Annotated in this window: 23 protein-coding genes, 1 tRNA gene and 1 pseudogene; 15 read left to right on the top strand and 10 right to left on the bottom strand. The window is 28.7% G+C overall.

Going from position 1 to position 25,294, the window contains the following annotated elements; genetic code table 4:
• The first annotated feature begins 1,491 nt into the window (after positions 1–1,491).
• The 7 genes from ACM0IS_RS03115 (at position 1,492) to rsmI (ending at position 8,594) form a co-directional block, all read left to right on the top strand.
• Positions 1,492–2,712: a restriction endonuclease subunit S gene (locus tag ACM0IS_RS03115; RefSeq protein WP_416756039.1), complete on the top strand. Its 1,221-nt coding sequence runs from the start codon at positions 1,492–1,494 to the stop codon at positions 2,710–2,712.
• A 445-nt stretch (positions 2,713–3,157) separates the two neighbouring features.
• Positions 3,158–5,413, top strand: coding sequence for a DNA polymerase III subunit gamma/tau (dnaX, locus tag ACM0IS_RS03110; RefSeq protein WP_416756037.1), 2,256 nt, complete (start codon positions 3,158–3,160; stop codon positions 5,411–5,413).
• Between the two features lie 22 nt (positions 5,414–5,435).
• Positions 5,436–5,720 (top strand): YbaB/EbfC family nucleoid-associated protein, encoded by a 285-nt coding sequence (locus tag ACM0IS_RS03105; protein WP_416756036.1) that lies wholly within the window; start codon positions 5,436–5,438, stop codon positions 5,718–5,720.
• Between the two features lie 6 nt (positions 5,721–5,726).
• Positions 5,727–6,311 carry a recombination protein RecR gene (locus ACM0IS_RS03100; RefSeq protein ID WP_416756034.1) on the top strand — a complete coding sequence of 195 codons (585 nt, stop codon included), beginning with the start codon at positions 5,727–5,729 and terminating at the stop codon, positions 6,309–6,311.
• Positions 6,312–6,321: 10 nt separating this feature from the next.
• Positions 6,322–6,978, top strand: coding sequence for a dTMP kinase (gene tmk / locus ACM0IS_RS03095; RefSeq protein ID WP_416756032.1), 657 nt, complete (start codon positions 6,322–6,324; stop codon positions 6,976–6,978).
• Positions 6,965–7,891 (top strand): hypothetical protein, encoded by a 927-nt coding sequence (locus tag ACM0IS_RS03090; protein ID WP_416756031.1) that lies wholly within the window; start codon positions 6,965–6,967, stop codon positions 7,889–7,891. The genes tmk and ACM0IS_RS03090 overlap by 14 nt, the downstream gene beginning before the upstream one ends.
• The gene (gene rsmI, locus ACM0IS_RS03085) at positions 7,884–8,594 is read left to right on the top strand and encodes a 16S rRNA (cytidine(1402)-2'-O)-methyltransferase (RefSeq protein WP_416756029.1); all 711 of its coding nucleotides are present in this window, start codon (positions 7,884–7,886) and stop codon (positions 8,592–8,594) included. The genes ACM0IS_RS03090 and rsmI overlap by 8 nt, the downstream gene beginning before the upstream one ends.
• 144 nt (positions 8,595–8,738) lie before the next feature.
• Here the strand turns inward: rsmI and ACM0IS_RS03080 are convergent.
• The 4 genes and pseudogenes from ACM0IS_RS03080 to ACM0IS_RS03065 form a co-directional block, all read right to left on the bottom strand.
• Positions 8,739–10,337, bottom strand: a pseudogene (locus tag ACM0IS_RS03080) (IS1634 family transposase).
• Positions 10,338–10,599: 262 nt separating this feature from the next.
• The gene (locus tag ACM0IS_RS03075) at positions 10,600–12,207 is read right to left on the bottom strand and encodes a DUF2130 domain-containing protein (protein ID WP_416756027.1); all 1,608 of its coding nucleotides are present in this window, start codon (positions 12,205–12,207) and stop codon (positions 10,600–10,602) included.
• Between the two features lie 85 nt (positions 12,208–12,292).
• Entirely contained in the window at positions 12,293–12,985 is a 693-nt protein-coding gene (locus tag ACM0IS_RS03070; protein WP_416756026.1) for a ribonuclease HIII, read from the bottom strand.
• A 2-nt stretch (positions 12,986–12,987) separates the two neighbouring features.
• Positions 12,988–13,893 (bottom strand): Cof-type HAD-IIB family hydrolase, encoded by a 906-nt coding sequence (locus ACM0IS_RS03065; protein ID WP_416756025.1) that lies wholly within the window; start codon positions 13,891–13,893, stop codon positions 12,988–12,990.
• Positions 13,894–14,269: 376 nt separating this feature from the next.
• Between ACM0IS_RS03065 and pyrH the strand changes: the two genes are divergently transcribed.
• Both pyrH and frr read left to right on the top strand, forming a co-directional pair.
• Positions 14,270–14,989: a UMP kinase gene (gene pyrH / locus ACM0IS_RS03060; protein WP_416754402.1), complete on the top strand. Its 720-nt coding sequence runs from the start codon at positions 14,270–14,272 to the stop codon at positions 14,987–14,989.
• A complete protein-coding gene (gene frr, locus ACM0IS_RS03055; RefSeq protein WP_416756023.1) occupies positions 14,989–15,540 on the top strand; it encodes a ribosome recycling factor in 552 nt (183 codons plus the stop codon). The genes pyrH and frr overlap by 1 nt, the downstream gene beginning before the upstream one ends.
• A 495-nt stretch (positions 15,541–16,035) precedes the next feature.
• Here frr and ACM0IS_RS03050 read toward each other — a convergent pair whose 3' ends face one another.
• Both ACM0IS_RS03050 and ftsY read right to left on the bottom strand, forming a co-directional pair.
• Positions 16,036–16,263 (bottom strand): sigma factor-like helix-turn-helix DNA-binding protein, encoded by a 228-nt coding sequence (locus tag ACM0IS_RS03050; protein WP_416741589.1) that lies wholly within the window; start codon positions 16,261–16,263, stop codon positions 16,036–16,038.
• On the bottom strand, positions 16,253–17,296 hold the full coding sequence (gene ftsY, locus ACM0IS_RS03045) for a signal recognition particle-docking protein FtsY (RefSeq protein WP_416756022.1): 1,044 nt from the start codon (positions 17,294–17,296) through the stop codon (positions 16,253–16,255). The genes ACM0IS_RS03050 and ftsY overlap by 11 nt, the downstream gene beginning before the upstream one ends.
• 190 nt (positions 17,297–17,486) lie before the next feature.
• On the opposite strand from ftsY, the gene ACM0IS_RS03040 reads away from it, so the two are divergent.
• Positions 17,487–18,983 (top strand): MAG3960 family lipoprotein, encoded by a 1,497-nt coding sequence (locus ACM0IS_RS03040; protein ID WP_416756021.1) that lies wholly within the window; start codon positions 17,487–17,489, stop codon positions 18,981–18,983.
• A 721-nt stretch (positions 18,984–19,704) separates the two neighbouring features.
• Positions 19,705–19,789: transfer RNA gene (locus tag ACM0IS_RS03035), tRNA-Leu, on the top strand.
• A 73-nt stretch (positions 19,790–19,862) separates the two neighbouring features.
• On the opposite strand, the gene ACM0IS_RS03030 is transcribed toward ACM0IS_RS03035, so the two are convergent.
• The 4 genes from ACM0IS_RS03030 to ACM0IS_RS03015 all read right to left on the bottom strand — a co-directional run bounded on the left by ACM0IS_RS03030 (position 19,863) and on the right by ACM0IS_RS03015 (position 22,440).
• Positions 19,863–20,126, bottom strand: coding sequence for an HPr family phosphocarrier protein (locus ACM0IS_RS03030; RefSeq protein ID WP_416756019.1), 264 nt, complete (start codon positions 20,124–20,126; stop codon positions 19,863–19,865).
• Positions 20,127–20,191: 65 nt separating this feature from the next.
• Positions 20,192–21,706 carry a phospholipase D-like domain-containing protein gene (locus ACM0IS_RS03025; protein ID WP_416756017.1) on the bottom strand — a complete coding sequence of 505 codons (1,515 nt, stop codon included), beginning with the start codon at positions 21,704–21,706 and terminating at the stop codon, positions 20,192–20,194.
• Between the two features lie 45 nt (positions 21,707–21,751).
• Complete coding sequence (locus ACM0IS_RS03020) at positions 21,752–22,000, bottom strand: DUF2188 domain-containing protein (RefSeq protein WP_416741585.1); 249 nt, start codon at positions 21,998–22,000, stop codon at positions 21,752–21,754.
• 2 nt (positions 22,001–22,002) lie between these two features.
• A complete protein-coding gene (locus ACM0IS_RS03015) occupies positions 22,003–22,440 on the bottom strand; it encodes an RpiB/LacA/LacB family sugar-phosphate isomerase (protein ID WP_416756015.1) in 438 nt (145 codons plus the stop codon).
• Between the two features lie 99 nt (positions 22,441–22,539).
• On the opposite strand from ACM0IS_RS03015, the gene ACM0IS_RS03010 reads away from it, so the two are divergent.
• The 4 genes from ACM0IS_RS03010 (at position 22,540) to ACM0IS_RS02995 (ending at position 25,130) form a co-directional block, all read left to right on the top strand.
• The gene (locus ACM0IS_RS03010) at positions 22,540–22,842 is read left to right on the top strand and encodes a cysteine peptidase family C39 domain-containing protein (RefSeq protein ID WP_416756014.1); all 303 of its coding nucleotides are present in this window, start codon (positions 22,540–22,542) and stop codon (positions 22,840–22,842) included.
• 427 nt (positions 22,843–23,269) lie between these two features.
• Positions 23,270–24,565, top strand: a complete 1,296-nt coding sequence (locus ACM0IS_RS03005) for an ATP-binding cassette domain-containing protein (protein WP_416756012.1) — start codon at positions 23,270–23,272, stop codon at positions 24,563–24,565.
• Complete coding sequence (locus ACM0IS_RS03000) at positions 24,543–24,926, top strand: MAG1140 family protein (protein ID WP_416756011.1); 384 nt, start codon at positions 24,543–24,545, stop codon at positions 24,924–24,926. The genes ACM0IS_RS03005 and ACM0IS_RS03000 overlap by 23 nt, the downstream gene beginning before the upstream one ends.
• Positions 24,927–24,977: 51 nt before the next feature.
• Positions 24,978–25,130 (top strand): hypothetical protein, encoded by a 153-nt coding sequence (locus ACM0IS_RS02995; protein ID WP_416756010.1) that lies wholly within the window; start codon positions 24,978–24,980, stop codon positions 25,128–25,130.
• The last annotated feature ends 164 nt before the right edge of the window (positions 25,131–25,294 follow it).

Raw genomic sequence — 25,294 nt, 5'->3', positions numbered from 1 at the left:
TATCTTTTCAGAATTTACACAAAATTATTGACAGTATCGTAATTTATCACTTCAAAATACGAATGGTTCTATATTATAGGGCTATTTACTTTTTATAGCAACCAAACTTCGAAACTAAATATTATCTATAAGTAAAATTATCAATAATGCCTAAAATAACTTATTTTGGTATTTTTATATGTTTTCCGATTTTCAAATGTTAGCAGGATAAAATTTCTTTACAAAAACACCTTTTCCCAGCAGTAGCATAATTTTTCTTTATTAATATCAAACTTCAAATTCAAATAATTTTTGCATGTTTTTTTGCTACTTTTGGCAAAAATTACCTTCAAAACACTTATTTTTGCCTAAAAATCGACAAAAAATGTACTAAACCAGTAAATTCTTGGGAAAAAAGTTGCAAAAAATTCAAGTTTTAATTTATGTTATATAATAACAAATAAAATAAAGGCAAATAGAACAGAATGCGTACTATAGCTGATGAATTTTTTCATTCAATGATTTAATAGGCGTTTTTATGTTTTTAAATTATTAAATATGCCAGTTAGTACCCACAATTTTATACAAGTAATTTCGCGCTTCAAAATACGAATGGTTCTATATTATAGGGCTATTTGTTTTTTATAATCATAAAACTTCGAAAGCGATTATTTTCAAAAGAAAAGAATAGAAATAATAATAAGTTTTACCTTTCCCAGCAGTAGCATAATGTTTTATAACTGCTATCAAACTTCAAATTCAAATAATTTTTGCATGTTTTTTTGCTATTTTTGGCAAAAATCACCTTCAAAACACTTATTTTTGCCTAAAAATTGACAAAAAATAGCATAAACCAGTAAATTCTTGGAAAAAAAGTTGCAAAAAATTCAAGTTTTAATTTATGTTATATAGACAAAAAACGCCCTTTCCCAGCAGTAGCATAATGTTAAATTATAATTACCTTCTAAGTTAAATATAGGTAAAATTCTTTTATTCCTAAAATATAGAGACTTTTGTTTTTTGCACACTTAAAATTACATAGAAAAATTCTATGTAGGCATTTCCCGGCAGTAGTATAATGTTTCTTAATTACTATGAAATTTTAAATCAATACAATTTTTGCATGTTTTTTCGGTACTTTTATTGTAAACAACTCTTAAAATGCTTGTTTTTATCAAAAAATTGACAAAAAATAGCATAAACCAACAAATTTGCAGAAAAAAAGTTGCAAAAAAATCAAGTTTTAATTTATGTTATATAGACAAAAAAGCGCCCTTTCCCAGCAGTAGCATAATGGCAAAATGTGTAATAAATATTTTGCCTTTTCTTCAAAAGATTCATAAATAACCTTATTAATGAACAAAATAAGCCTGCATTTGTTTACATGAAATAAAGCTCTTTTTAAAACAAACTTATACTGATGTAGGTACAAAATTTATCCATTTCAGTAACTAATTGTATAGCTATGATAAAATTATTTTAAAGTCAAGAATACTTGAGATGAAAGGATTTATGCAAAAAGAAAAATTAGTGCCAGAAATAAGATTTAAAGGGTTTGAGGGAAAGTGAGTAGAATATGAGTTGGGCTCATTATATTCTTTTTTAAAAGGTTCAAATTTATCGCAGGATTCTTTTTATTATTCAAATGCTAAGAAAGCTATTGCATATGGCCACTTGTACACTATCTATGGTCCTGTAATTAATGCAGTACATCTATCATCTAATGAAAAAACTTCATTAATATCAAAAGAGAATGACTTACTTTTCCCAGGCTCAAGTACTGTTCCGCTCGGGACTGCCCAAGCGAATGCAATAATGTTAAATGGGATAAAATTAGGTGCAGATATTATTTGCGCTAGACCCATTAAAGATAATGTTGATTCACAATTTGTCAGCTACCAAATAAATGCTCAAAAATATAAATTATTTCCAATAATATCAGGTACAACAATATCACACATGTATGCTTCTGGATTAAAAAATACAAAGTGAAAATTTACAGCCTTAAATGAGCAATCAACTATTTCAGACTTCTTTAATAATTTACTTATCCTTATTCAATCTCAAGAATTAAAACTTAAAAAACTTAATGAAGTAAAACAATCATTGCTAAACAAAATGTTTGCTTCAGAAAATCAAAAATTCCCAGAAATAAGATTTAAAGGCTTTGATGAGCCTTGAAAATTAAAAAAGTTTAGTGACTTATATAATTGCAACAACGAAAAAAATATAAATATTAGATATACAGAAAAGAACATAATATCTGTTGCTAATATGTACTTTAAGAATGAACAAAAAATAAGCAATACAGAATATCTTAAAAGCTACAATATCTTCCATCTAGGGGATATTGCATATGAAGGACATAAATCAGCTAACTATAGATATGGAAGATTTGTAGTCAATACAATTGGGTCAGGTATTGTTTCTCATGTCTTCGAAGTCTTTAAGCCAGTAATGAAGGAGTATGACTTGTACTTCTGAAAATACTATATTAATAATGAAAACATTATGAGAAATGTGTTGAGAGATTCAACTAAATCCGCAACTATGATGGCAGCTTTAGTAAAAAAAGATCTTTCAAATCAATTTATTAAAACAACAAGTATTGTAGAACAACAAAAAATAGGTGCCTTCTTCTCAAGTCTAGATTCTCTTATCCGCTCTCAAGAACTTAAGCTTGAAAAGTTAAATAACATTAAACAAGCTTTATTAGAAAAAATGTTTTGCTAGTTAGAATCCAAGCGAAATTAGCAAAATATAAATTATTTGTTACAATTTGATAAGAATATTATTTTTATTACTATTTTAGTTGAGCAATAAGTACTAAAAATGTTTTTAAAAATTCAACTTTTATAGTAAAATAAATTCATAATTATTAATAATTAAATGAAAAGGATTAACATGCGTAAAGTAGTTAGATTAAAAAACAAATTACGTGCTGAAGCTCGTGCAAAAAAATTAGCTAAAGAAGAAAAGAAAGCTGCTAGAAAAGCTGCTGAAGCTGAAGCTAAATAATAAGTCCATTGGACTTTTTTTATTTGCGTTTCACAAAATGTGGAAATTAACTTTTATGCCTATGTTTTAGGAACAAAAGGAAATTCTAGAATAAATTTTATTTATTTATATTAGCAATTTCTTTAATTGTTTATAATATTAAAACATAGTAAGGAGCAAAATGAGTTACAAGACGTTATATAGAAAATATAGACCTAATACTTTCGAGCAAGTTGTAGGCCAAGAGCACATTGTTAAAACACTGCAAAATATTATTCTTTCAGGTAAAGTTGGACATGCTTATTTATTCTGTGGTCCAAAAGGAACTGGAAAAACATCTGTAGCTAAAATTTTTGCCAATGTCTTAAACTGTTCACATAATAATGGTGCAATTTCTTGTCAAAATTGCCTTGCACATTTTAATGACAGTTTAGATATCATTGAAATGGATGCTGCTTCAAATAATGGAGTAGATGAAATTAGAGATCTTAAAGAAAAGATTGAACAAGCACCAATTAATAGCAAATACAAAATTTACATTATTGATGAAGTTCATATGCTTACTAAAAGTGCCTTTAATGCACTTTTAAAAACACTTGAAGAGCCACCAATGCATTCAATTTTCATTCTAGCCACAACTGATGTGCAAAAAGTGCCTTTAACTATTCGTTCAAGAGTGCAAGCTTTTAACTTTAATCGGATGAGCGATAAAGACATTATGCAACATTTAGCTCATGTACTGGATTTAGAAAATATTAAATATGAAGCTGAAGCACTTCGCATTATTGCTCGCTTATCTAGCGGAGGAATGCGGGATGCTCTTTCTATTGCTGACCAAGCTGCTTCCTTTAATGGAGGAAATATCACAGCTAGCAGTCTATATGCTAACTTTGGTATTTTATCTACTAGTGAAACTATTGGCTTAATGAACCTAATTTTAAATGCTAGTGCTTATGAATTAATTCGTAAGTTAAACGAACTTGAACAAAAAGGAATTGATCCAAGCCAATTAGTGCTTTCCCTTTTAAACTTGAATAAAGAAAAACTACTGTACTTAAAAACTCAAGCAAGTGATTTACTAGCTATTTATACAACAGCAGAATTAAATCAAGCTTCAACATCAATTCATAATTGCTTTATACTAGCTGATACTTTCTATGATATGTTTATCAAAGTGCAAAGAAGTCCTTTTCCATTTGAGATTATTGAACTTGGCTTACTGAAAGCCTTACAAGAATTTGAAACAGTAACTACCGAAGTTAATAATATTCAAATCCCAGTGCAAGAAACTAAATTATCTCCTGAGGCCACTTCAATTAATTCTGCGCCTAGTTCAGATGTGCAACATGACGCACTTGAGGCTGAAGCAGAAGTCTTTATTAATTTAACACCTGAAGAAAATGAATCAACACCAGAAGTAAAAACTCCACAACATGAGCTTAATATTCAACACCATACAACTGAAAGTGTCCTAAATTTAGTCTCAGAAAACTTTAAATTTGATATTGCTCCAAGCATTGATATTGATTTAGTAGCTACTAATTTAGATGATAATTTAATTCAAAGTAATGAAAGTGATCAAATTCAAACAGTAGTTGATCAAAAAGTACATGACTTTTTAAATGCTTCTATGCAAGATTCTTTCCTAGCTAATAAATTAATTAAAGAGGATGATAATAACTACAATCAAATGGACTTATCATTTTCAAATGTGGTTGAGGAAAATAATAAAACTCAAGCGATGGTGAGCGAAATGTTGAATCAAACTCAAGAATTCTTGCTTAACAATAATGAGCATGAAGGAGACATTAAAGATGTCGATTCTGAGCTAATCAATGATCCAGCTAATACTGGAGAGAAAGAAAATCTTATTTCTACAAGAGAGATAGACATAAACAAAATTCAAGATTTTACCAGTTTAGAATATAATAAAGAAACACCAATTGCTAAGAAAATTCCATATGAGGAATTCTTACAAAAACGTAGTATTGAGGAATATGTTAATGATGCAAGATGAATTCAACAAAATGCTGAATATAACTTTACAGCTATTTTTAGAAATGCACTTGCAAATGTAGATTCAATATTACTTTCAAAACCAGAATTTAAACAACAAGCTGCACTATTTAAGCAACTTAAAATTATGTTTGGATCAGATCGCTTTATTGTGGTTACTTCAAATGACCAAGCAGTATTAGACAAAATTGCTCAAAAAGGTGATAGTCAATGGTTGCAAAACTTTGTAACATACCTTTTTGGGGAACCTTATAAATATATTTACCCAATTTCTCATGCCCGTGTGCAAGAAATTAAAGAATATATTAGTAGTCATAATAAAGATGACTTACCCCCAATTGTTGAACCAGAGTTTCTAGAAGAAACAGTGGCAGAAAACAATGATGATTGATTTATCAATCGTGCTAACTTATTTAGATAAAAATTAGGAGTATCTTATGAACATGTCACCAGATTTTTTAAGAAGAATTAAAACAATGCAAAAAGAACTTGAAGCAAAGCAAAAAGAGCTTGAAGAAAAAGAATTTGTAATTGAAAAACAAGGAATCAAACTAGTAATGAAAGGTGATTATTCAATCGTTTCTCTTGAATTAGATGAATTATTAGTTGATCCTGAAGACAAAGAATTATTACAAGACTTACTTGTTGTAGCTTTCAATGAAGGAATTGACTTAATTAAAGAAGAAACTGAAAAACTAGCTCCAGCAATGCCAGGAATGCCTTTCTAGGTAGCTATGTTTTACACTGATGATATAAATACCTTTATCGCTAAGGCTAAAAAAATTCCAGGCATCAGTAAAAAACAAGCTGAAAAAATTGTGTATTGGATTCTAGAATCAGAACAAAATGATGTTTTTGAATTAAGTAAATTAATCCAAGATATTAAGATTGAAACCAAATTCTGCCCAATTTGCAGTAGCCTGATGCAGCAAGATAGCTGTACAATTTGTCACGATCCTAGTCGAGATAATTCTTTACTGGTAATTGAGAACTTACAAGCTATGCAAAAGATTGAAGATGCAGGGTTTTATCATGGAAAATACTATATCTTGCCCTTTTTAATTGAAAAAGAAAAAGATATTATAAAGTATCAAAAGGAAATTAAGGAGTTTGTTAAATATGCAAGCTCCTTTGATGAAATCATTTTAGCAATTTCGCCTACGCTAAAGGGTGAAATAACTAATCAAATATTAAAAATTGAATTAGGTAAAGAAAAATTAAATGTCTCTAAATTAGCTATTGGGCTGCCACTTGGTGCCTCCTTAGATTATATGGATGAAATTACGATTAAATTTGCCCTTAATAATAGACAAAAATAAAGGAGTTGATATGTTTATATCTTTTGAAGGACTTGATGGATCAGGAAAAACAACCATCACACAAAAATTAGTAGTTAAATTAGCTGAAATGCATCCTGAAATTGGTGTCATTTGAACCAGAGAACCTGGTGGAAGAGGCATTAGAGAAGCTGAAAAAATCAGAGAAATTATTTTAGATAAGTCTTCTGAACTTTCACCAGTAGCAGAAGCACTACTATATACAACTAGTCGTAGAATTCACTTAGAAAAAGTTATTTGACCAGCTTTAGAACAAGGTCAAATAGTTGTTTGTGATAGATATGTAGATAGTTTTTATGCTTACCAAGGATACGCAAGAGAACTTGGAATTGAGTTTGTTAAAGCCATTACTAACATTGTTATTAACCACACGATGCCAGATATTACAGTATTTTTAGACCTTACACCAGAGGAATCTAAACAAAGAAGAGAAAGTACTAGATTAGTTGAAGATAGAATGGAACAAGAAAAATTGGAGTTTCATAATTTAGTTTACAAAGGATACCAAGCATTAATTCATGAAGATCCCCAACGTTTCATGGTGATTGATGCAACTCAGACAGAAGAAGAAGTTCTTCAAGATATAATTAATCAACTTCACCAACACCCTAAATTCATTGCTTATTTAGAAAAGCATGCTACAAAATAAAATATTTGAAAATATAAATGATTTAGCTTTAAATGGGAAGTTAAGTCATTTATTTTTATTACAGGGTGAAGAAAACTATTGTTTTGATGCTGATTTAGTTAAGTTTATTAATGCAATTAATAATACTGAGGAAGTAAGTAGCTTAGAATACTTAACTCCAAATGTTTTACTACTAGATGGTAGTCAGGAAAGTATCAAAAAGGATGAATTTGATAGTGCTTTTTATGCACTTTCATTTAGCAACACAACTAAGCGTTTATACAAATATTCAATTCTAGTAATTAAGAATATTGAAAATACTTCAATTAATGGGCTAAATTCAATTTTAAAATCAATTGAGGAACCTAGTGAAGACTTAATAATTGTGTTAACTACAAATAATATTAATGCGCTACTAGATACAATTATTTCTCGTGCTCAAGTGCTTAGAGTAGAAAGTCCTAGTTATCAAGAAATCCTAGCTAGTTGACCTAACGTTCTGGCTCAAAAGCCTGTAGCTCTATTGCTGGCTTACTTATTTAAAGATCCTAGTTTAAGTGAAAATGAAGAGTTCTTTGAGGCAGCCGACATTGAAATTAGAATGCTAATAAATGCTATTGAACAATCATTTCAGCAACCAGAACAACTCTTTATTTATTTAGATAACATTCTAAATAAGGACAACTTATTAATGAGTAAATTTATATTGCTTACGTTAAAAGCAATGTTACTGGGAAAAATGCGCTTTTTACCTATGGAAAACCAATTAACTCAAGAATTAAGTGCTTTACGCAATACTTGATATAATCATTGTAATAACGTATTAAACTTTGTTCTAGATATAGATCAGTTTATTAATAAAATCAAAAGACAAGCAATTTTTGAATTGCAAAAGCAAATTATGCTAAACAAATTAATGGAGTATTATGGCTAAATTATACATAGTAGGAACACCTATTGGTAACTTAGAAGATATCACACTAAGAGCTTTGCGGATTCTAAATGAAGTAGAATACATTGCTTGTGAAGACACAAGAGTAACCCATAAGTTACTTGAAAAATATGAAATCAAAAATAAGAAGTTATTGACTTATAATAACTTCACTGAAAAAAGTTCATCAAAAGGATTATTAGAATTAATTAGAAATGGAAATGACATTGCACTAGTATCAGACGCTGGAATGCCTGTGGTTTCTGATCCTGGTTTTGAAGTAATTGCACAAGCTAAAGAAGCTGGAATTGAGGTTGAAATTATACCTGGAGTGAATGCAGCTATAACTGCCTTTGTTGGGTCTAACTTCTCAAATGAATTCACTTTCTTAGGCTTTATTAAAGATAAGAGCCAACAACGGATCAATCAGCTTTCAACCCTAGAAATTGGGACTTATATTTTCTATGTCTCTCCTCATAAATTACTTGCTACATTGCAAGATATTGATACAGTATTTCAAGGTAAAGAAAGAGTATGTTTAGCTAAAGAATTAACTAAAATGTATGAACAATGATTCTTTGGTTCAGGAGCACAACTATACCAAGAATTTGCTGCCTTAGATAGCATTAAAGGTGAATTTACAATGGTGCTTAATATTCCAAAAATTAAACGTGTTAAGGTTAATAAATACAAGAAAGAAGATTAGTAGGAAACTACTAGTTTTTTTAATATAAAAACTCCCAAGATTACTTTGGGAGCTTGCTGCTAGTATTATTCTTCTCCTACGTTTCCCAGCAGTAGCATAATAAAATAAACCAGCCACAGTGAATGCTGTAGTTGGCTTGAAACTTTATTTAATATTTAAATGATTAAAAATATTTAATATTAATTGGTAGTCTTCCCAGCTTTGTTGTAAGGCTGGGTTTTTAATTTCGATTGTATTTATAAGTTTTTTGTCAAAATAGTGTTCAACTTGTTTAACATCATTAATCATAGTAATGATTCTAGATGTAGTCATTTTATCCTTCTTAGCAAGACCTAAAAAATCATTAATTTTATAGGTAAGGAATTTTAACATTACTAAAGAAAGAAAACATAAACAAATATATCCTTGTATATTTTTTCATGTAGAAAGATACATTGGTCTTAATGATAATGCGCCTTTTAATGTTCTAAAGTTTTCTTCAGCCTGTCATTGTTTTGCATATAGCTCAACGATTTCAGTTTCTTTAAGATCAACTCTATTAGTTTCGTAAACATAAAATCCATCGAATTTTTCATCTTCTAGGACTTTATCATAGTCTAATTCATAAAAACCTGACTTATCTGTTGGTTTAAAGAAACGATATTTCTTTCCTCCAACCATATCTTCATATGACACTTTTCCATTTTTAGCTTTCTTATTGAAGTTATCAATAAGAATTTTTCTATCTTCATAGTCTTTTTTGCTCTTTTTTCACTAAAAGTGATTATTTGTTTTCTAGTGTGACCATTTTTTCTTCCATTACGGTATAGAGATATTATCTCTCTGCTCTTATATAAGAGTCCATTTTCATTAATGTAATCCTTTTCACTAAGAACATATTCTTTGAATTCTTTTGAACCTTTTTTCATTCTGTATGAAATAATGTAATTTAGTTTTTATCTTCTAAAAATCTTATATTTTTATTTACAGACATTCCTTTATCAGCAATAACAGTAACTGTGGTTATGTTGTATATTTTTTGCAGTTCAAGTATAAAAGGAATAAAAGTGGATGAATCAGCTGTATTTCCGGGGAAAACTTTGTAGTGCACTGGTATACCATTACTATCAGTGGCGAGTCCAATAACGATTTGGTCTTCTTTAAATTTTCCATCTTTTGAATAACCTGGTTTCTTATAACCATCTCGACTAAATGTTTCAAAATAAGCTGTTGTTGAGTCAAATCAAACTATACTTACATCTCTTTTGTACTCATTTTTCATGGTTTCATTTATATTGCTTAAGTATTTGATTTTTGTTATCAGCAATATATTCTAGTGATCTATAAAACGAATTTTTAGAATAAAAATCTTGTTTTTCTTTAGTTGCATTTTTGTATGTAGCATAAACACTTAAGTGGATTTTTAATTCTTTGATATATTTGTTGCTTTACAACATCATTTAAACTTACTGATTTTGTAGTTTTACAATCCTTGAAAATATCAAAGTAATCAATTAATCGAGAAATTAAGTCGAGATCCAACAAATTTTTCATATGTCTCATTTATTTTAGGGCTTTTATTTTTGATCTTTTATTAATTTCATTAATAACCTCTTCTTTTGTCATTGAGAGAGGAAGAGTTTTTATAATTTGTTTTATTTTTTCGACTGAATTTTCTTGGTATTTATCAAAATCTTCTTCATATCCTATCCCGAATCTTACAGCATATCCTGTTTTGTTTGTGCTTTGATATCCAACAGATATATAAGTTCCTTTTTGTCTTTTAGATCTTGAAATTATTCAATTTATTTCATGTAGGTTCTTCTTTTTCATGAATATATTATACCACATTTAGTAGCATAGTAGCATAATATTTATATTTTTTTCAAAAATATAGCCACCTAAAAAGCGACTATATTTGGCCCAAGTGGGAAACGCAGGAATACAAGAAAGAAGATTAGTAGGAAACTACTAGTTTTTTTAATATAAAAACTCCCAAGATTACTTTGGGAGCTTGCTGCTAGTATTATTCTTCTTCTACAATGTCAGCATCTTGAATATTCGGAATTTCTTTCATTGTATGGGGAATTTGAAGTGCATCATCTTCAGAGTCTTGAATATCCAGTTTTTCATATTCTTTTTGAAGACTGAATTTATTAAATTTACTCATTAAACGTTCAAATCTTCCTTTAAGTTCATTATCAATTGAATTACGTAAATTATTTGCAATACTAATTAAGTCATCAGTTTGTTTGATCATTTTTGCAATTGTTTCATCAACTAAACGCACATTATAAGTCATTAATTCATGTCTAAACTCATCAAATTTTTGCAGTAATTTAGCTTTAGATTCAAGATTAATATCTAAACGATTTAATTTACTTTTTTCTAAGGCTAGACGCTGTCAAATACGAACCATTTGTGGTAAGGCTTCAAAGCGCATTTGAACAATATTCTTATAGCCATTTACATTTTTAACTAAATAGCTTTCATTTGGCTCAAGGGTAGTTACAAGGAAGGCGATATCAGCTTTATAATTATTACGATCATTTTCTAGCTTCTTGTAGAAGTTAGCATTTTTTTGCTTTCCTTCTTCACTAGCTTGATCTTTAGCTTCAATAATAATTTTACCAATGACTTCATTATCTCTACCTGGGTCTTGATTTAAGAATTCGATTAAGAAATCAGGCTTAGTTCCTTCGTCTTTAACAGTAGTATTTTTTCCTTCTTTAGTCTTAGAGATAGTTGTTTTAGAAAATCTAATGCTGCTATCAAAGCCAAAGTTTTCATTTAATGAATCAAAAATAGATTTTTCAAAATCTTCACCTAATTCTTTGGTTGAACGCATGTATTTTGCTTGAGTTAGCTTATTATTTTCTTCCTTAGTGTGAGCAATTTCAGATTGTAAATTAGAAATTTGCTGTGTTAAGTAGTTAACTTTTTCATTTAAAATAGCTTCATCAATAGCTTTTTGTTCTTGTTTTCCAGCTAATAATAATTCATTCTTTTTAGCTTCAAACATTTGCTCAAAGTCTTTTTTGATATTTTCTTTTTGTTCTAAAACTTTATTTTGAACTATTAGATCATGATTTTTATTAAGGCTATTAATTTGAGCTTTATATCCATTAATTTCATTTTCTTTTTCATAATTAGCCTTGGAAATTTGATTATTTAAGTCATTAATTTTTTCCTTTAAAGCTTCCATATCTTGAACTAATTGTTCTTTAGCTTTATTTTGAGCATTTTCAATTTCAACATGCATAGTTTGATGATATTGGTCTAATTTTGCTTTAGCAATTTCATATTCTTGACTCTTAGCTGCTAATTGTTCTTTTATCTCTTGAGTTTGCTTGATTTCTTCTTGTAATTTTTGATTAAATTCAGTTTGTACCTTATCTAGTAGCTTTCTAACTTGAAGTTGATTTGGCAAGTCTTTTTCATAGTCTTGAATAACTTGTTCCTTAATTTTAGTAACAAAAGTTGTACTTTGCTCCTTATATTTTTCAAATAAAGTTGAGATTTTGTCACTATCTAAGTCTAAAAGCGAGATAAAATCCCCAACAGAAGCCTCTTGCAATAATTCAATTTCAAGCTTGTCAAAATCCTTAATTTTAATAGCTATTTTTTTACCCATTTTTATGTCCCTCCTGAGTATTGTTTATTATTTTAATTGTATCAAATCGTACATTAAAGGCATAATAAAATCGCATTATCTGCGATTATTTGATTTTAAAATTTAGCTTGCAAACTTGTGCAAGAGAATCATCACCATAAGTTAAAGCAAAATCTTGAACTTGTTGTTTGACTTCTTTACTTGCTCCAAGCAAGAAGTGGAAATTTCAATTTTTTTCTTGTTCTTGCATGTATTCTAACAATTTATAACGAGCAATAATTGAAGCACAAGCAACAGCTAAGTGGATATCTTCTGCTTTTTCAATTAATAGTGTGGGTAAGTCATATTCATAAAGATTTGCTCAGTTATTTGCAAATATTTTATCGTGATATTTAAGAATTGAATTAGTAGTTGAATATTTATCAATAATGATAGCATTAGCTTTAGTTGAAGCTACATGATATTGATGTAAATTAGATAATGCTGCTGCATGAGCAAAAAACTTAAGTTCATTATTATTTAAATTTTTGCTCAATTTATTAAATCCAGCTTGAGATAAAATGTAGGCTGAATAAGGTAAAAACTCCATTAATTTAGGTGCTAAAGTTTTGATGCGTGCATCAGTTAGCTTTTTAGAGTCTTTTACTCCTAAATCTAAAACGAATTTTTTTAACCGATTAGGTAAATATACAGCACAAGCAACTAGAGGGGTAAAGTAATCACCTACGCCAGTTTCATCAACTCCAATTACTTCGTAAGTTTCTAATTCAAATAACTTAACATCATCAATAAATTTCATGATTATTCTTCCTCAACTGCTTGAACTTTTCTTTTTCTAGCATTTGATTTTTCGATTTCAGCTTTAGGGTTGTCTAAGAATTTGTGAATGTATTCTCCAACTCCCCCTTCTTTATTTGTTTTTGTCATTTTAATTGAAGCATATTTTTTAACATCTTTAGATGCATTTGCCATTGCTACTGAAACGTTAGCAATCTTAAACATAGGAACATCATTAAATCCATCACCTAAAGCAATAGTGTTTTCAATTTTAATGTCGTAATAACGAATTAATAAGCTTAAAGCTTTTCCTTTGTTAGCTTGAGTATTTGTAATATCAAATACTGGTGTAAGACCTTCACCTTTTGATCAGTATGAGAATTCTGCTAAGTCACCATAACGTGCTTTTAAGTATCTTCTCAAGAATTCAACATCTGTTGTAGCTTTAACATCAAAGATAACACCTGTTGGCATTAATGGTAGCTTGTGATAGTTAAGCCCGATTTGTAATTTAGCACTAGTTTTAAATCCGAAAACTTTTTCAAGTTCTTCATCACGGTGATCTAGTTGTACTCAATCTGGACCTTCAATTGCAAGGTTAGTAATTTCTTTTTGTACAAGAGGATCTCCGATAATGTATAAGGCTTCGTTTAGATTTAAGTATTTAATGTAAGGGATAAATTCTTGATTATAAGGGTGGTGAATGTGAGCTCCGTTGAAGTTAGAAACGATTGTATTTAAACCTAAAGTGTCATAAATAAATTTAGTACTTCTTCAAGGTCTTCCTGTAAGGATACATACAACATGCCCTTCTTCTGTGGCTCTTTTAATAGCTGAAACTGTTCTATCGTGGATTGCACCTGTAGCACTTGATTGAAGTGTGGTACCATCTAAGTCGATAGCAAATAAGTATCTTTCTTTTTGTTCCATATTAATAATTCCTTTCGTAATTTAATTATTTGTATAACTTGAATAAAAATGGTATGAAACCATTTCTCGCTAATTGTTATACAATTATAACCATTTTTTTAAAAAAGAGAAAAATCATAAATAATTTCCACATTTTGTTCCACATTTACTTTTTTAGCTTATTTTTGCATATTTTTCAAGACTAAAAGGATCCAAATTTTCTTGTTGTCATTTTGAGTTATCTTATTAAAATAATTATTTTAGTCATTGCCTAAAGATGGGTTAAGAGCAAAAAATGATGTTTATAGCTATATGCATATAGTAAAAAAAGTAATTAGCATTTCATATCTGGCATATTTTAATATAAAATATAAGCAATAAAAATTAGAGGTGAAAAATGATCAAATATAAAAGAATCTTGATAAAGCTTTCTGGTGAAGGTTTTGCAAATAAAGAAAAACATTTAGCAATTGATTATGATTTAGTATCAAAAATTGCTCATCAATTAAAAGAGGTGGTATCTCAAGGAGTTGAGGTATCAATCGTTATTGGTGGTGGTAACTTCTGAAGAGGTGCTTCTGCTGAAAAAAATGGAATCAACAGAAATAGAGCTGACTATATTGGAATGCTTGCAACTATCATGAATGGACTTGCATTATGTAGTGGGTTTGAACAAGTTGGCTTAAAAGCTAGAGTTCAAAGTTCACTTAATATTGACCAAAGAGTTGCTGAGAACTATGTAAATGAAAAAACTTTAAAATACTTAGAACAAGGTGAAGTTGTAATTTTTGTTGGTGGTACCGGTAGACCATTTTTCACAACCGATACAGCTGCTACACTATATGCTTCTGAAATCGGAGCTCAAGTTATTTTAATGGGTAAAAATGGAACTGATGGAGTTTATGACGCAGATCCTAAAAAGAACCCAAGTGCAAAACGTTATGATACTGTAACTTATGATGAAATTCTTGAAAAGAAATTGCAAGTTATGGACCTAACTGCAACAAGCATGGCAAGAGATAATAATATTAATTTAATTGTCTTCAACTTGCTTGAAGAAAACTCAATAGTAAGAGCATTAGAAGGCACAATTACTCATACGGAGGTAACAAAATAATGGAATTAGAAATGTACTTAATGGAACTAGAAGAAAAATGTGATAAAGCTATTTCTCACTATCGTTTCGAATTATCTAAAATTTCAACAGGGAGAGCAAACCCTCAAATTATTAAAGGAGTTAGAGTTAACTATTATGACACTTTAACACCACTTGAAGAATTAGCTAACATTAGCGTTCCCGAACCACAACAATTATTAATTAAACCTTACGATATTACTTCTGTAAGAGAAATTAATAAAGCTTTAGAAAAAGCTAATTTAGGAATCTTACCAGTTGATGAAGGAAGTCAAATTAGACTTACATTCCCAGCTTTAACAACTGAAAGACGTAAGGAAATGACCAAATCCCTTGCTAAATTAACGGAAAATGCTAAAGTTGGTGTCCGTAATGCACGTCAAGATATCAACAAAGCAATTAAAGCTGATGATGAATTATCAGAAGATGTTCAAAAGAATTTCTTAGATGCAATTCAAAAAGAAGTGGATAAAGAAATTGCTAAAATTGATGCAATTACCAAAGAAAAACAAGATGAATTAATGAACAAGTAGTTCATAGATATAAATGTAAAAAAATCCTAGTTTGAACTAGGTTTTTTAATGCAATTTTATAATAATCCTGTTTCTAACCCTGACTTTATATTTAGTGTAAAAAGAACAAGAGAAAGCACATTCCTAAGAATGTGCTTGAAATTATTCTTATACAACCAATTTGAAAACAAAAAGAAAGGTTTTCTTATGGATATTTATAGAATTTAAATATAAATAAATTGGAAATATAATATAAATGAATTTTTATGTGAAATATGCTTACTGGAATAAAAAATCTTTTACAAATGAAATGGTATGTTTATAATGTGATATAAGTAGCAAATTCACTATGCTTTTTTAAAATAAAGCAATCTTTTTTATAAGCAATGATGAGTTACATTTTATATAAATGTACAAAATGATGAATTATATTTTGGAGCACTTTTACATGCTCCATAATTATTATAATATATTTGAATAACTAATCAACATAAATTGCTAGTCAAAAGAGTTAACTTATTGATCTATTTGCTTTTCGTATTTAAGTAAATTTTTAATAGCTTTATTTAAGGTGTCATAAGCAGCAGATCTAGTAGTTGCTAGAATTTCAGCAACTTCTGCATAAGAAAGGTCTTGTTCATAGTATAAACGAAAGACTTGTTGTTGGTTTTGAGTTAGTAATTTACCATATTTATCAAATAAAGCTGTATATCTGTCGATATTTTCGATTGATTTATTGTTCATGAATTAAATCCTTAGTCATTTGATAAATAAACATTTCAAGGTCAAATTCTTGTAAATCATCTAACCCTTCCCCTAGACCTACATATTTAACATCAATATCATACTCATCTTTAATTGAAAGTACAATACCACCTTTTGATGTTCCGTCCATTTTAGTAAGAATTATTCCAGTTAAGTTAGCAATATCTTTGAAATGTTTAGCTTGTGATAATCCATTTTGTCCAGTAGTTGCATCTAGTACTAATAAAGATTCATGAGGAGCTGAAGGTTCAAACTTTTGAATTACACCAATCATTTTTTCCAGTTCCTTCATTAAATTCACTTTATTTTGCAATCTACCAGCTGTATCAATGATTAATAAATCATAGTGTTCACTTGTAGCTTTATCCATTGCTTTATAAACTACACTAGAAGGATCAGCACCTTCTTTATCAGGTTTTACAATGCTTGCTCCTATTCGTTCTGCTCAAACGCCTAATTGGTTAACTGCACCAGCTCTAAAGGTATCAGCAGCAGCTATTAGTACCTTTTTTCCTTCTTTAATATATTTGTTTGCTATTTTGGCAATTGAAGTAGTTTTTCCCGATCCATTAACTCCAACAAAAATGAAGACATTTAATCTCCCATCTTCAAAGTTTAAATTAGTGTTAACAATTGAGTTATTAGCATAAATTGAAAACATCATATCAGCTACTAATTCACCAATCAATTTTGGATCATCAATATTATTAGCTCTAATTTCTTGTTTGATTTTTTCAATCATAACATCAACTAAAGAGGCATTAATATCTGACATAATAAGCAATTCTTCAAAGTCGTCAAAGAAATCTTCATCTATTTTGACGTGCTTATTTTGAATTTCGAGTAGTTTTTTTCCAAATGAGGAAGCACTATTAAGCCCAGATTCATATTTCTTAAACTTTTCTGAAGCTAATATTTCTTTAGTTTCTTTTTCATCTAGTTGTTTATTAACTGTTTCTACATCTTTTTTCTTAGTAAAAACTTTTTCTTTTAATTTAGTAAAAAATCCCATATATGTATTTTACTAATTAAATTAAAATTGCTGCATGATTTTTTCCATCTAATATTAATATAAAGCGTATAACATAAACTGTTTAATTATATTGACATATTTAAATATCAACAGCTGTAGACATTAAATTGATGATTAACAAATATTTAAATACTCAAAAATGATAAAATTCAAATAAGGAGGTCTTACCATGAAAAAAATGTTACTTTATTGTGGACTCTTATGTCAAATTTCTGCTATACCAATTTCCGCTTCTTGCAACAATATAAATGGAACAATAAAACCAAAAGAAGGGAAAAATGATGATACTAATACAGAAATCAAAATAAATGTTCCCAAATTAACAAATAAATTCAATTATAAGGAAAAAGCCTATACTCTAATTGATACTGACACTTGAAAAACATATGAGAATAATGAAAAATGAAGATATGACTATGAAGCTGTAGCTGATGAAAATAGCTGAATGGAACAAAAAATAAAAGATGAACTAAGCTTTTCTAGAATAATATCTGAAGTAAATACCCCTTCTAATAATGGGCTAATTTCAAAAAATATACCATCTATAGCTTTTATTTCCAAATATATTAGAAATCTTGATTTTACAAATCCTAACAAATTTGTAAAAAAACAAGATAATTCACATATAACAGTAAAAGAATATCGATATTTACTAAAAAAACTAAAAGATATCTTATCCCCTTCAATAACAACTCCTTTGCAGACTGATAAATACGATGAATGGCATATTGTATCAATAATAAAACAAAATGATTTCAAAACCGAAAGAGCATGGAATAATTTTATAAATGATATCAAAGACTTAAGTATATTTTCATATTATGCAAATGATAAAGCTTCAAAATTTGGTTTATTAAACGAATATTTTATTCCTGCTAAAAATTGATTAATCAATCATAAATATTGAACTAATTCAAGTAGCTTCGGAAATGTGGCATTTGATCATGAAAATAATGATAATCAAATAATAACATTATTTGGATTAGAATCCATACTATTCTTTTACGAAGGAAGTTCTTCTTCTGCCTCATTTACTTCTTTAATCTTGAATAACGAGTATCCTAATTTTCAGTATAAACCCGATAATATTGTTTTAAATAACCTAGTTGTGGGAAGATATTTGGTATGACAAATGCTTCAATATAAGTTGTTGAAGAGTTATTTAGATTTTTTAAACATGTTAATCAGTGTTAACGAGGATCTAACTTTAGAAGAATATATACATAATGAGACAAATAAAGAAATTATTAATAAATATTATGAAGCAATAATTGATTACTTAACGGTTAAAAATGTACTTGGCCTCACCATACCAACAGATGAAAATTTTACTAATTATAATTTAATGTTATTTCCTGGTTTATCATATACTCCGGCAAGTGATTATCAAGACACGTATTTATGAGCAAAAGAACAATTAGAAAATATTGTACTTCCTTTAATGTATGATGCAAAAGATGAAACAAAAAGCTGGCTAGTTTTTAAGATTTTATTCAACGAACAATTCAAAAATGGTAATAAAGAAGATAAATATCAACTTATTTGGACAGCACTAGAAAAAAGTACTGGAAAGAAAAAACCTAGCGTACCTGATGATGCAACATTAGAAAGCAAACAAAAAGAAATTAACAAATATATAAGAGAATTACTTGCTATTAAACAATAGTGCCTTAATTTCTTTAAAGAGTCTTTTTTATCTAACTATTAATTATGCAAATTATAGTTATATTTTATTTTTGTTTGAAGAGAAATAAATAGCATAAAAAAATAGATGTTTATCATCTATCTAAGTGTTATTGCTATTATTAATATGGATAATGGACCAATTAGTGGACCTAAACTCGTTCTTTAATTTACAACAACTTGTGTAAAATAAGCTCTATTTTTGCCATCGCTACAGCTAATGAAATATGGCAAAAGATATATGATAATTATTCAATATAAATACCATATTTTATATTAGAAGACAATGCTTTTAGCCTACAGAAAAGTTATTGCATTGTCTTTTTTCTTTAATAAATACAGCATAATTAACTATCCTATATCTGTCAACACTTCTCTATATAATTCAAGATTCACTCTTCAATTTTCTCTGTTTGTACCCATTTATTAAAAAATATTTCATATTTAAAACTCTTTTTAATCTTAAATTGTAATAATTTTTAAAGCCTTCTGGATTCTCCTTAAGATCAGAAAGGTTTTTGTTTAATTATAATCTGTTAGTACTTTTATTTTTTTATATCTGTTTTTAAATTAATATAAGAAGTTTAGACATCGACCATTATTTCTAATGGGGGTGACAAAATAAATCTTATTTCACAAAAGCAACTTTTTTCCAGTTTTCTTATTTACTTCTTTCGTTTTTTATATTATAATATTTACAACAAGCCCGAGTGGTGAAATTGGCAGACACGCTAGACTAAGGATCTAGTGGAGCAATCCGTGCAGGTTCAAATCCTGTCTTGGGCACCAGAATATGCGTATATCGCATTTTTTTATTGCTTTTTTGCATAAAAAATCACCACTGAGTCGGTGGTGATATTTACTATATTAAACCATTAGCTTCTAATGCGCCTTTGATAGCTTTAACTGCATCAGCTTCATCGTCGCCTGAAACTTTGATTGTGATTTCGGCACCGTGTTTAACACCTAAGGCCATAATGTTCATAATAGATTTTAAATTAGCTTCACGTCCGTTATAAATTAATTTAGAATCAGACTTGAATTTAGTTGCTGTAGAAACTATTAATGTAGCAGGTCTAGCGTGTAACCCAATCGGGTCAATAATCTTAGCTGAAAATTCTTTCATTAGACTCCTCCATAGGATTTACGTTCTATATTTATAAACTTAAATTCTTTTTTCGTACGTTATTATTATATCAGTGGTTTAGTAATATCATATAGAAATTTTTCAATAACGTTAGGCTTTTTATCGATTTCTGGAAAATTTTCCACTTTTTGGCTATCTTTTTCATATTTATGGAAAATTTCACATAGGTTTTCAATTGATTTACCAGTTAAAATGTCCATAGTTTCATATTGAGAAAACATACTACGTGAATCTCAATTATTTGTGCCAACCCAACCATATTCATCATCAATTAGTCCAGCTTTAGTGTGTAAGAAGTGATCTTGATAGATTTTAACTTCCAAACCATATTCCCTAAGCTTGCTAAGTTGATAAATACCAATTTTATAAACTAGTTTTTTATCGGGCAACCCTGGGAAATAAAGAGTAACCTTAACCCCACTTTTAAGTGCTAGGATAATTTGCTTTTCAAGGGCACGAGTAATTGAAAAATAAGGGGTAGCAATCTTAATGCTTTTTTTAGCATTTGGAATCATTTTAAGGAAAAATAATTCAGCTTCAGAATGTGAATAAGAAGGAGATTCAGTAACTAATAAAGCTGAATCTTCGTAGTTTTGATTTTGATCAGGAATAAAAAGTGAAGCTTGAATATCAATTTCTTTACGTGTAATAACTTTCCAAAACTTAATAAAGTGTATGATGTAAGCATTAATATATGGTCCAGTAATTCGATAGTTTAAATCGATTCAGTGCCCATATTTTTTTGACATTGAGGCATATTCATCAGAGATGTTATTTCCTCCTGAAAATACCACTTCGTTGTCAATGATAATAAATTTTTGGTGATTACGTGAGAAACTAGCTGCATTGATAAAAGGATAATAGATTTTACCAATTAGCTTAATTTCAATATTTGGATGTTTATTTAATTTACGAAGCAATCTTTTTTGTGATGCCATAGCGCCAAAGTCATCAACTAACCACTTGATCTTAACTCCTTGGTTAGCCTTTTGTTCAAGTATGTGTAAGAATTCTTGTGAAATTTCAGATTGCTTAATAATGTAGGTCACAATGTAGATACTACGCTGTGATTGTTTTAAGGCTGCAAATAAATCATCGTAAAAGCGATATCCTTCGGCAAAAAAATCAAAGTTACATGGCAATACCATGTTTTGATTAATATTTTCCATGCGCTTAAGCATTGAAATGTGCTTTACTGAATTATTTCTATAAATTAAATCTTTATAGGTTCTTAAATTGTATTTGGGATCTTCGTTAATTTTGAGTTCATATTTATTTCTAAATAATAACCCATAGCCAATAAAAATAGCATGCCCAATAAAGGGAACTAGTAAGACTAAATAAATCCAACTAAATTTCGCTTCATGTTCACGATTTTGAGCATATATTACAAAAACAAAGAGCACATTAATTAGGTAAAGTAGGAACAAAAGCAAGTAAGCATATCGTTTATCAACATTTAAAATGAGCATAGTAATTCCGACAATAAACCCAATAAATAAAATAATTTGTAGTAAGAAAATTACTACATTTTTTAAACTTATTTTAGTTTTATTCATATTTAAATTTTATCTTAATTAAAAATAACGCATAAGCGTTATTTATTATTTTTCCTTAAAGCTTTGACCAGCTCTAATTTTACCTTTTTGACTGTGGATAAGGTATCTTCCTTCATTATTTTTAGCTAATTGTTTTGCATATTCAATAGCTTCTTTTTGGGTATCAAAAGTCTTGATTGCCTTAACTCCACCTTGTCTTATAACTTTTCATCCATCAGGGTGTTGTGAGACGTGTCAAACAGCAGCTAATTCTTTAGCTTCTTTTTCGTTTACTTCTAAGTTTTTATCAGCCATAATTATTCGTCCAATTCATCAATTCTTGCTTGGTGACGTCCACCTTCGTATTCTGTGTTTAAGTATTCATCAACCATAGCTTTAGCTTGGTCTAATGTAACTTGACGTCCACCAAAAACAAGAACGTTTGCATTGTTGTGTTGTTTTGCTAAGTGTGCGTCTTCAACAGATGTTACTCTAGCTGCTCTAATGTGTTTGTGTCTGTTTAAAGCGTAAGAAATTCCTAAACCTGTTCCACAAACACCAATTCCGAATGTTGGTTTAGCTTCATCTACATAATTAGCTAATTCTTTACCCATTAAAGCGTATGAAACAGAATTTGCGTCTGTAGATGGACCTAAGTCAACAACGTCAAAACCTTTTTCTTTAAGGTATGTTGCTAATTCATCTTTTAATTTGAATCCAGCATGATCACTTGCAAGTGCTACTACTTTGTTCATAAAATATCTCCTTTCACTTTTTATAACTTAATTATATAGAAAAAAACGCTTTTTGTTCTTTTTTAGTCCACTTATCGAATAATTTAATTTATAGAATATATGAGAGAAAAACAAATTGATATTAGAGATTGCTCACTGTTTGTTTTGAAATGATTTTATGATCGCTATAATCTCAATTCAATTGAAATTAGTGAGCTAAAATTAAATGCCAAATATACTGAAAAAGGAATTGCTATTCCTGATTTTGAAGCCTTAGCTAGTAACTATAATTTCGCAATTGAAGTATACAATTGTGACTTTTTAGGTTTGCTTCAATTAGATATTGAAACCTTTCCGATTGCAGCGCTTATAAAAAAGGATAATAATACTCACATGGTTGTAATTAAAAAAAGTAACGCATAATAAAATTAAACTTTATGATCCTATCTTCGGAAATGTATCTTACTCATACGCAGACTTTAAAGCTAATTTTTTTGGCTTGCTGATAAACTTTAAAAAACAAGAAGGTGAATTAAAATTTAGCTCGCAGCTAAAAGAAAATTCTTGAGTCAAGTTTGATAAGTTTTCCTTCTTTTATTTAACTGCCTTATTGTGTGAAATTTTAATTCTATTTTCCTTACCTTATTTTAATAAGATTATTTTGGAAAAAATTATTCCAAATAGGTTAAATATTCACTTGTTGTATCTAGGAATAGTCTTTATTTTTGTGGTGTTATTAAATTTTGCTTTGCGCAATCTTAGTCAAAAGATTTTGCAAAAAATACTAGCGCAAAGGCGTGAAAGTGTCTCTTTAAACTTTATTAAGGAGTTAAAATTTAAAAATTATAAAGTGATAGATAAACTTACTGTGTTAGAAGCTAAAAATCGAATTGCAGTCTTTGATACTATTATCCATTTCCAAATTGTTTTTATACCTGAGGTGCTCTCAAGCATTATTACCTTAATTTTGGCACTAATTTTACTATGAAATGTAAATGTCTACTTAATGATTATTATTGCACTTTATTCAGTTTTAACCCTTATAGTAAGCTTTATTTCAAAATCAATCTATGATAATGAATTTCCGAAACTAATGCAAGAAAATATCACAACTGATAATGCTTTCAATAACTATTTTAACCATATAAAAAACATTCATAACTACTACCTAGAAGAAAAACTATTTAATACTCTATCTAATTCATATCAAAACATGAACTTAAAGTTGTTGCAATTTAAAGAAAAAACCATATCGTTAAATTCCTTTTTGGCCACTTTAGATGTTATTGCACCTTTATGTATCTTAATTTTAGGCTCATATCAAATTTGAAACAATAAATTAAGTGTGGCCAATTTAATCTTTTTCTTAACTGGCGCTAGTTTGTTTACTCGACCAATTAAAAATGTTTTACCACTGGTAAGTAGTTATAGTGAGTTTAAAAAAGCTTTTAGTATGCTTAAAATTTTTAAATTTGATGAACAAGAAACTGAAGAAAGCAACAGTGTTGATAGGAAAATAAATTCAATTAAGCTCTCAAGTATTACCTATTCATATACGGAGTCTAAAATTAATAAAGCACTTAATATAAACTCTTGCATTATAGATAAAAACCTACATTTAATAGGACCAAATGGATGTGGTAAGTCTACTTTGTGCGCTATTTTAAATGGCTCTAAGCAAGCTGATGATGGTGAAATACTAATTAATGAAAATAAGGTTAATCCATTTTTAGATGCAGGGTATAAAGCGAAAGTAATTTATATTGGAAAAGATAATAATTTAACACTTTCAGTACTCGATTACTTATGCATTAGTAATATTGAGCAGTTTAATGAGCTAATTCATCAGTTAGATTTAAAAGGTTGCTTGCAACATTTAAATATTAATTTAAGTCAAAATATTTCACTTGATAATCTATCTTCAGGCCAAAAGCAATTTATTGCGTTACTTAATTTATTTTTACTTCCCTATGATGTAATACTGCTTGATGAGGCTTTTGAAAATTTAGACCAATATACTTTTGAAACCTTACGTAGCAAGTTACAAAATGAATTGGGAAGTGCTTTAGTCCTAGAAATTAGTCATAATGGTAGATACTTATATCCAGAAAGTGAGGAGTTAAATGTACAAGAAATTAGTGCATAACTATTTAATTGAAATAGTGCTATTTATAGTACTACTTGGACTCTTTGCTTTCATTATGTATTTAATTGTTACAGTTAAATTGCAAGATTATAAAGAAGGGCTAATCCGTTATGAAGGTGATGATTTATATTTATATAATCTCAAGCCACAAGATTTACCAAGTGTGCAAATAAACATTAATTTTAACTATGACAATCACTTATACACCTATAGCGTAGATACAAAAAATGAAGAAAGTAATTTAGTAAAACTATATAGTGAAGCTTTAAAATTCTTTTTGGATCAAAACAATATTGCTGAACTAAAAGTGAGTGTTAAAATGCAAGATATCTCAGTTTTAAGTTATATATTTTCACTGTAAATTTAATAATATAATTACTTTTTTAGCTAAATAAAAAAGTATCATAATTTTATGAAAATTAACAAAGAAAGAGATGTTATTAAAGTAGAATATAAAATTTCAATTCATTCTCATATTATGCGTGCAATTATTTATCAAGCAGAAATGGAACAAATAGTTTCTAACTTAAAGAAATACTTTAAAATCAAAAACCAGTCATACTAGATGTCGCAATTGTTTCACCAGCAGCAATTAAGAAATTAAATGCTGAATATAGAGGGAAAGATTAACTTGAATCAATTAATAACTAATAAAATGAGGTGACAATAACTAGTATGATTAGGGTGTTATCTTTTTGTAATTGATTTATGTGGAAATATTTATTTTAC

Source organism: Mycoplasma aquilae ATCC BAA-1896, from assembly GCF_048074525.1.
GTDB lineage: Bacteria > Bacillota_I > Bacilli_A > Mycoplasmatales > Metamycoplasmataceae > Mycoplasmopsis > Mycoplasmopsis aquilae.
This window is presented reverse-complemented; position numbering and strand designations above follow the sequence as displayed.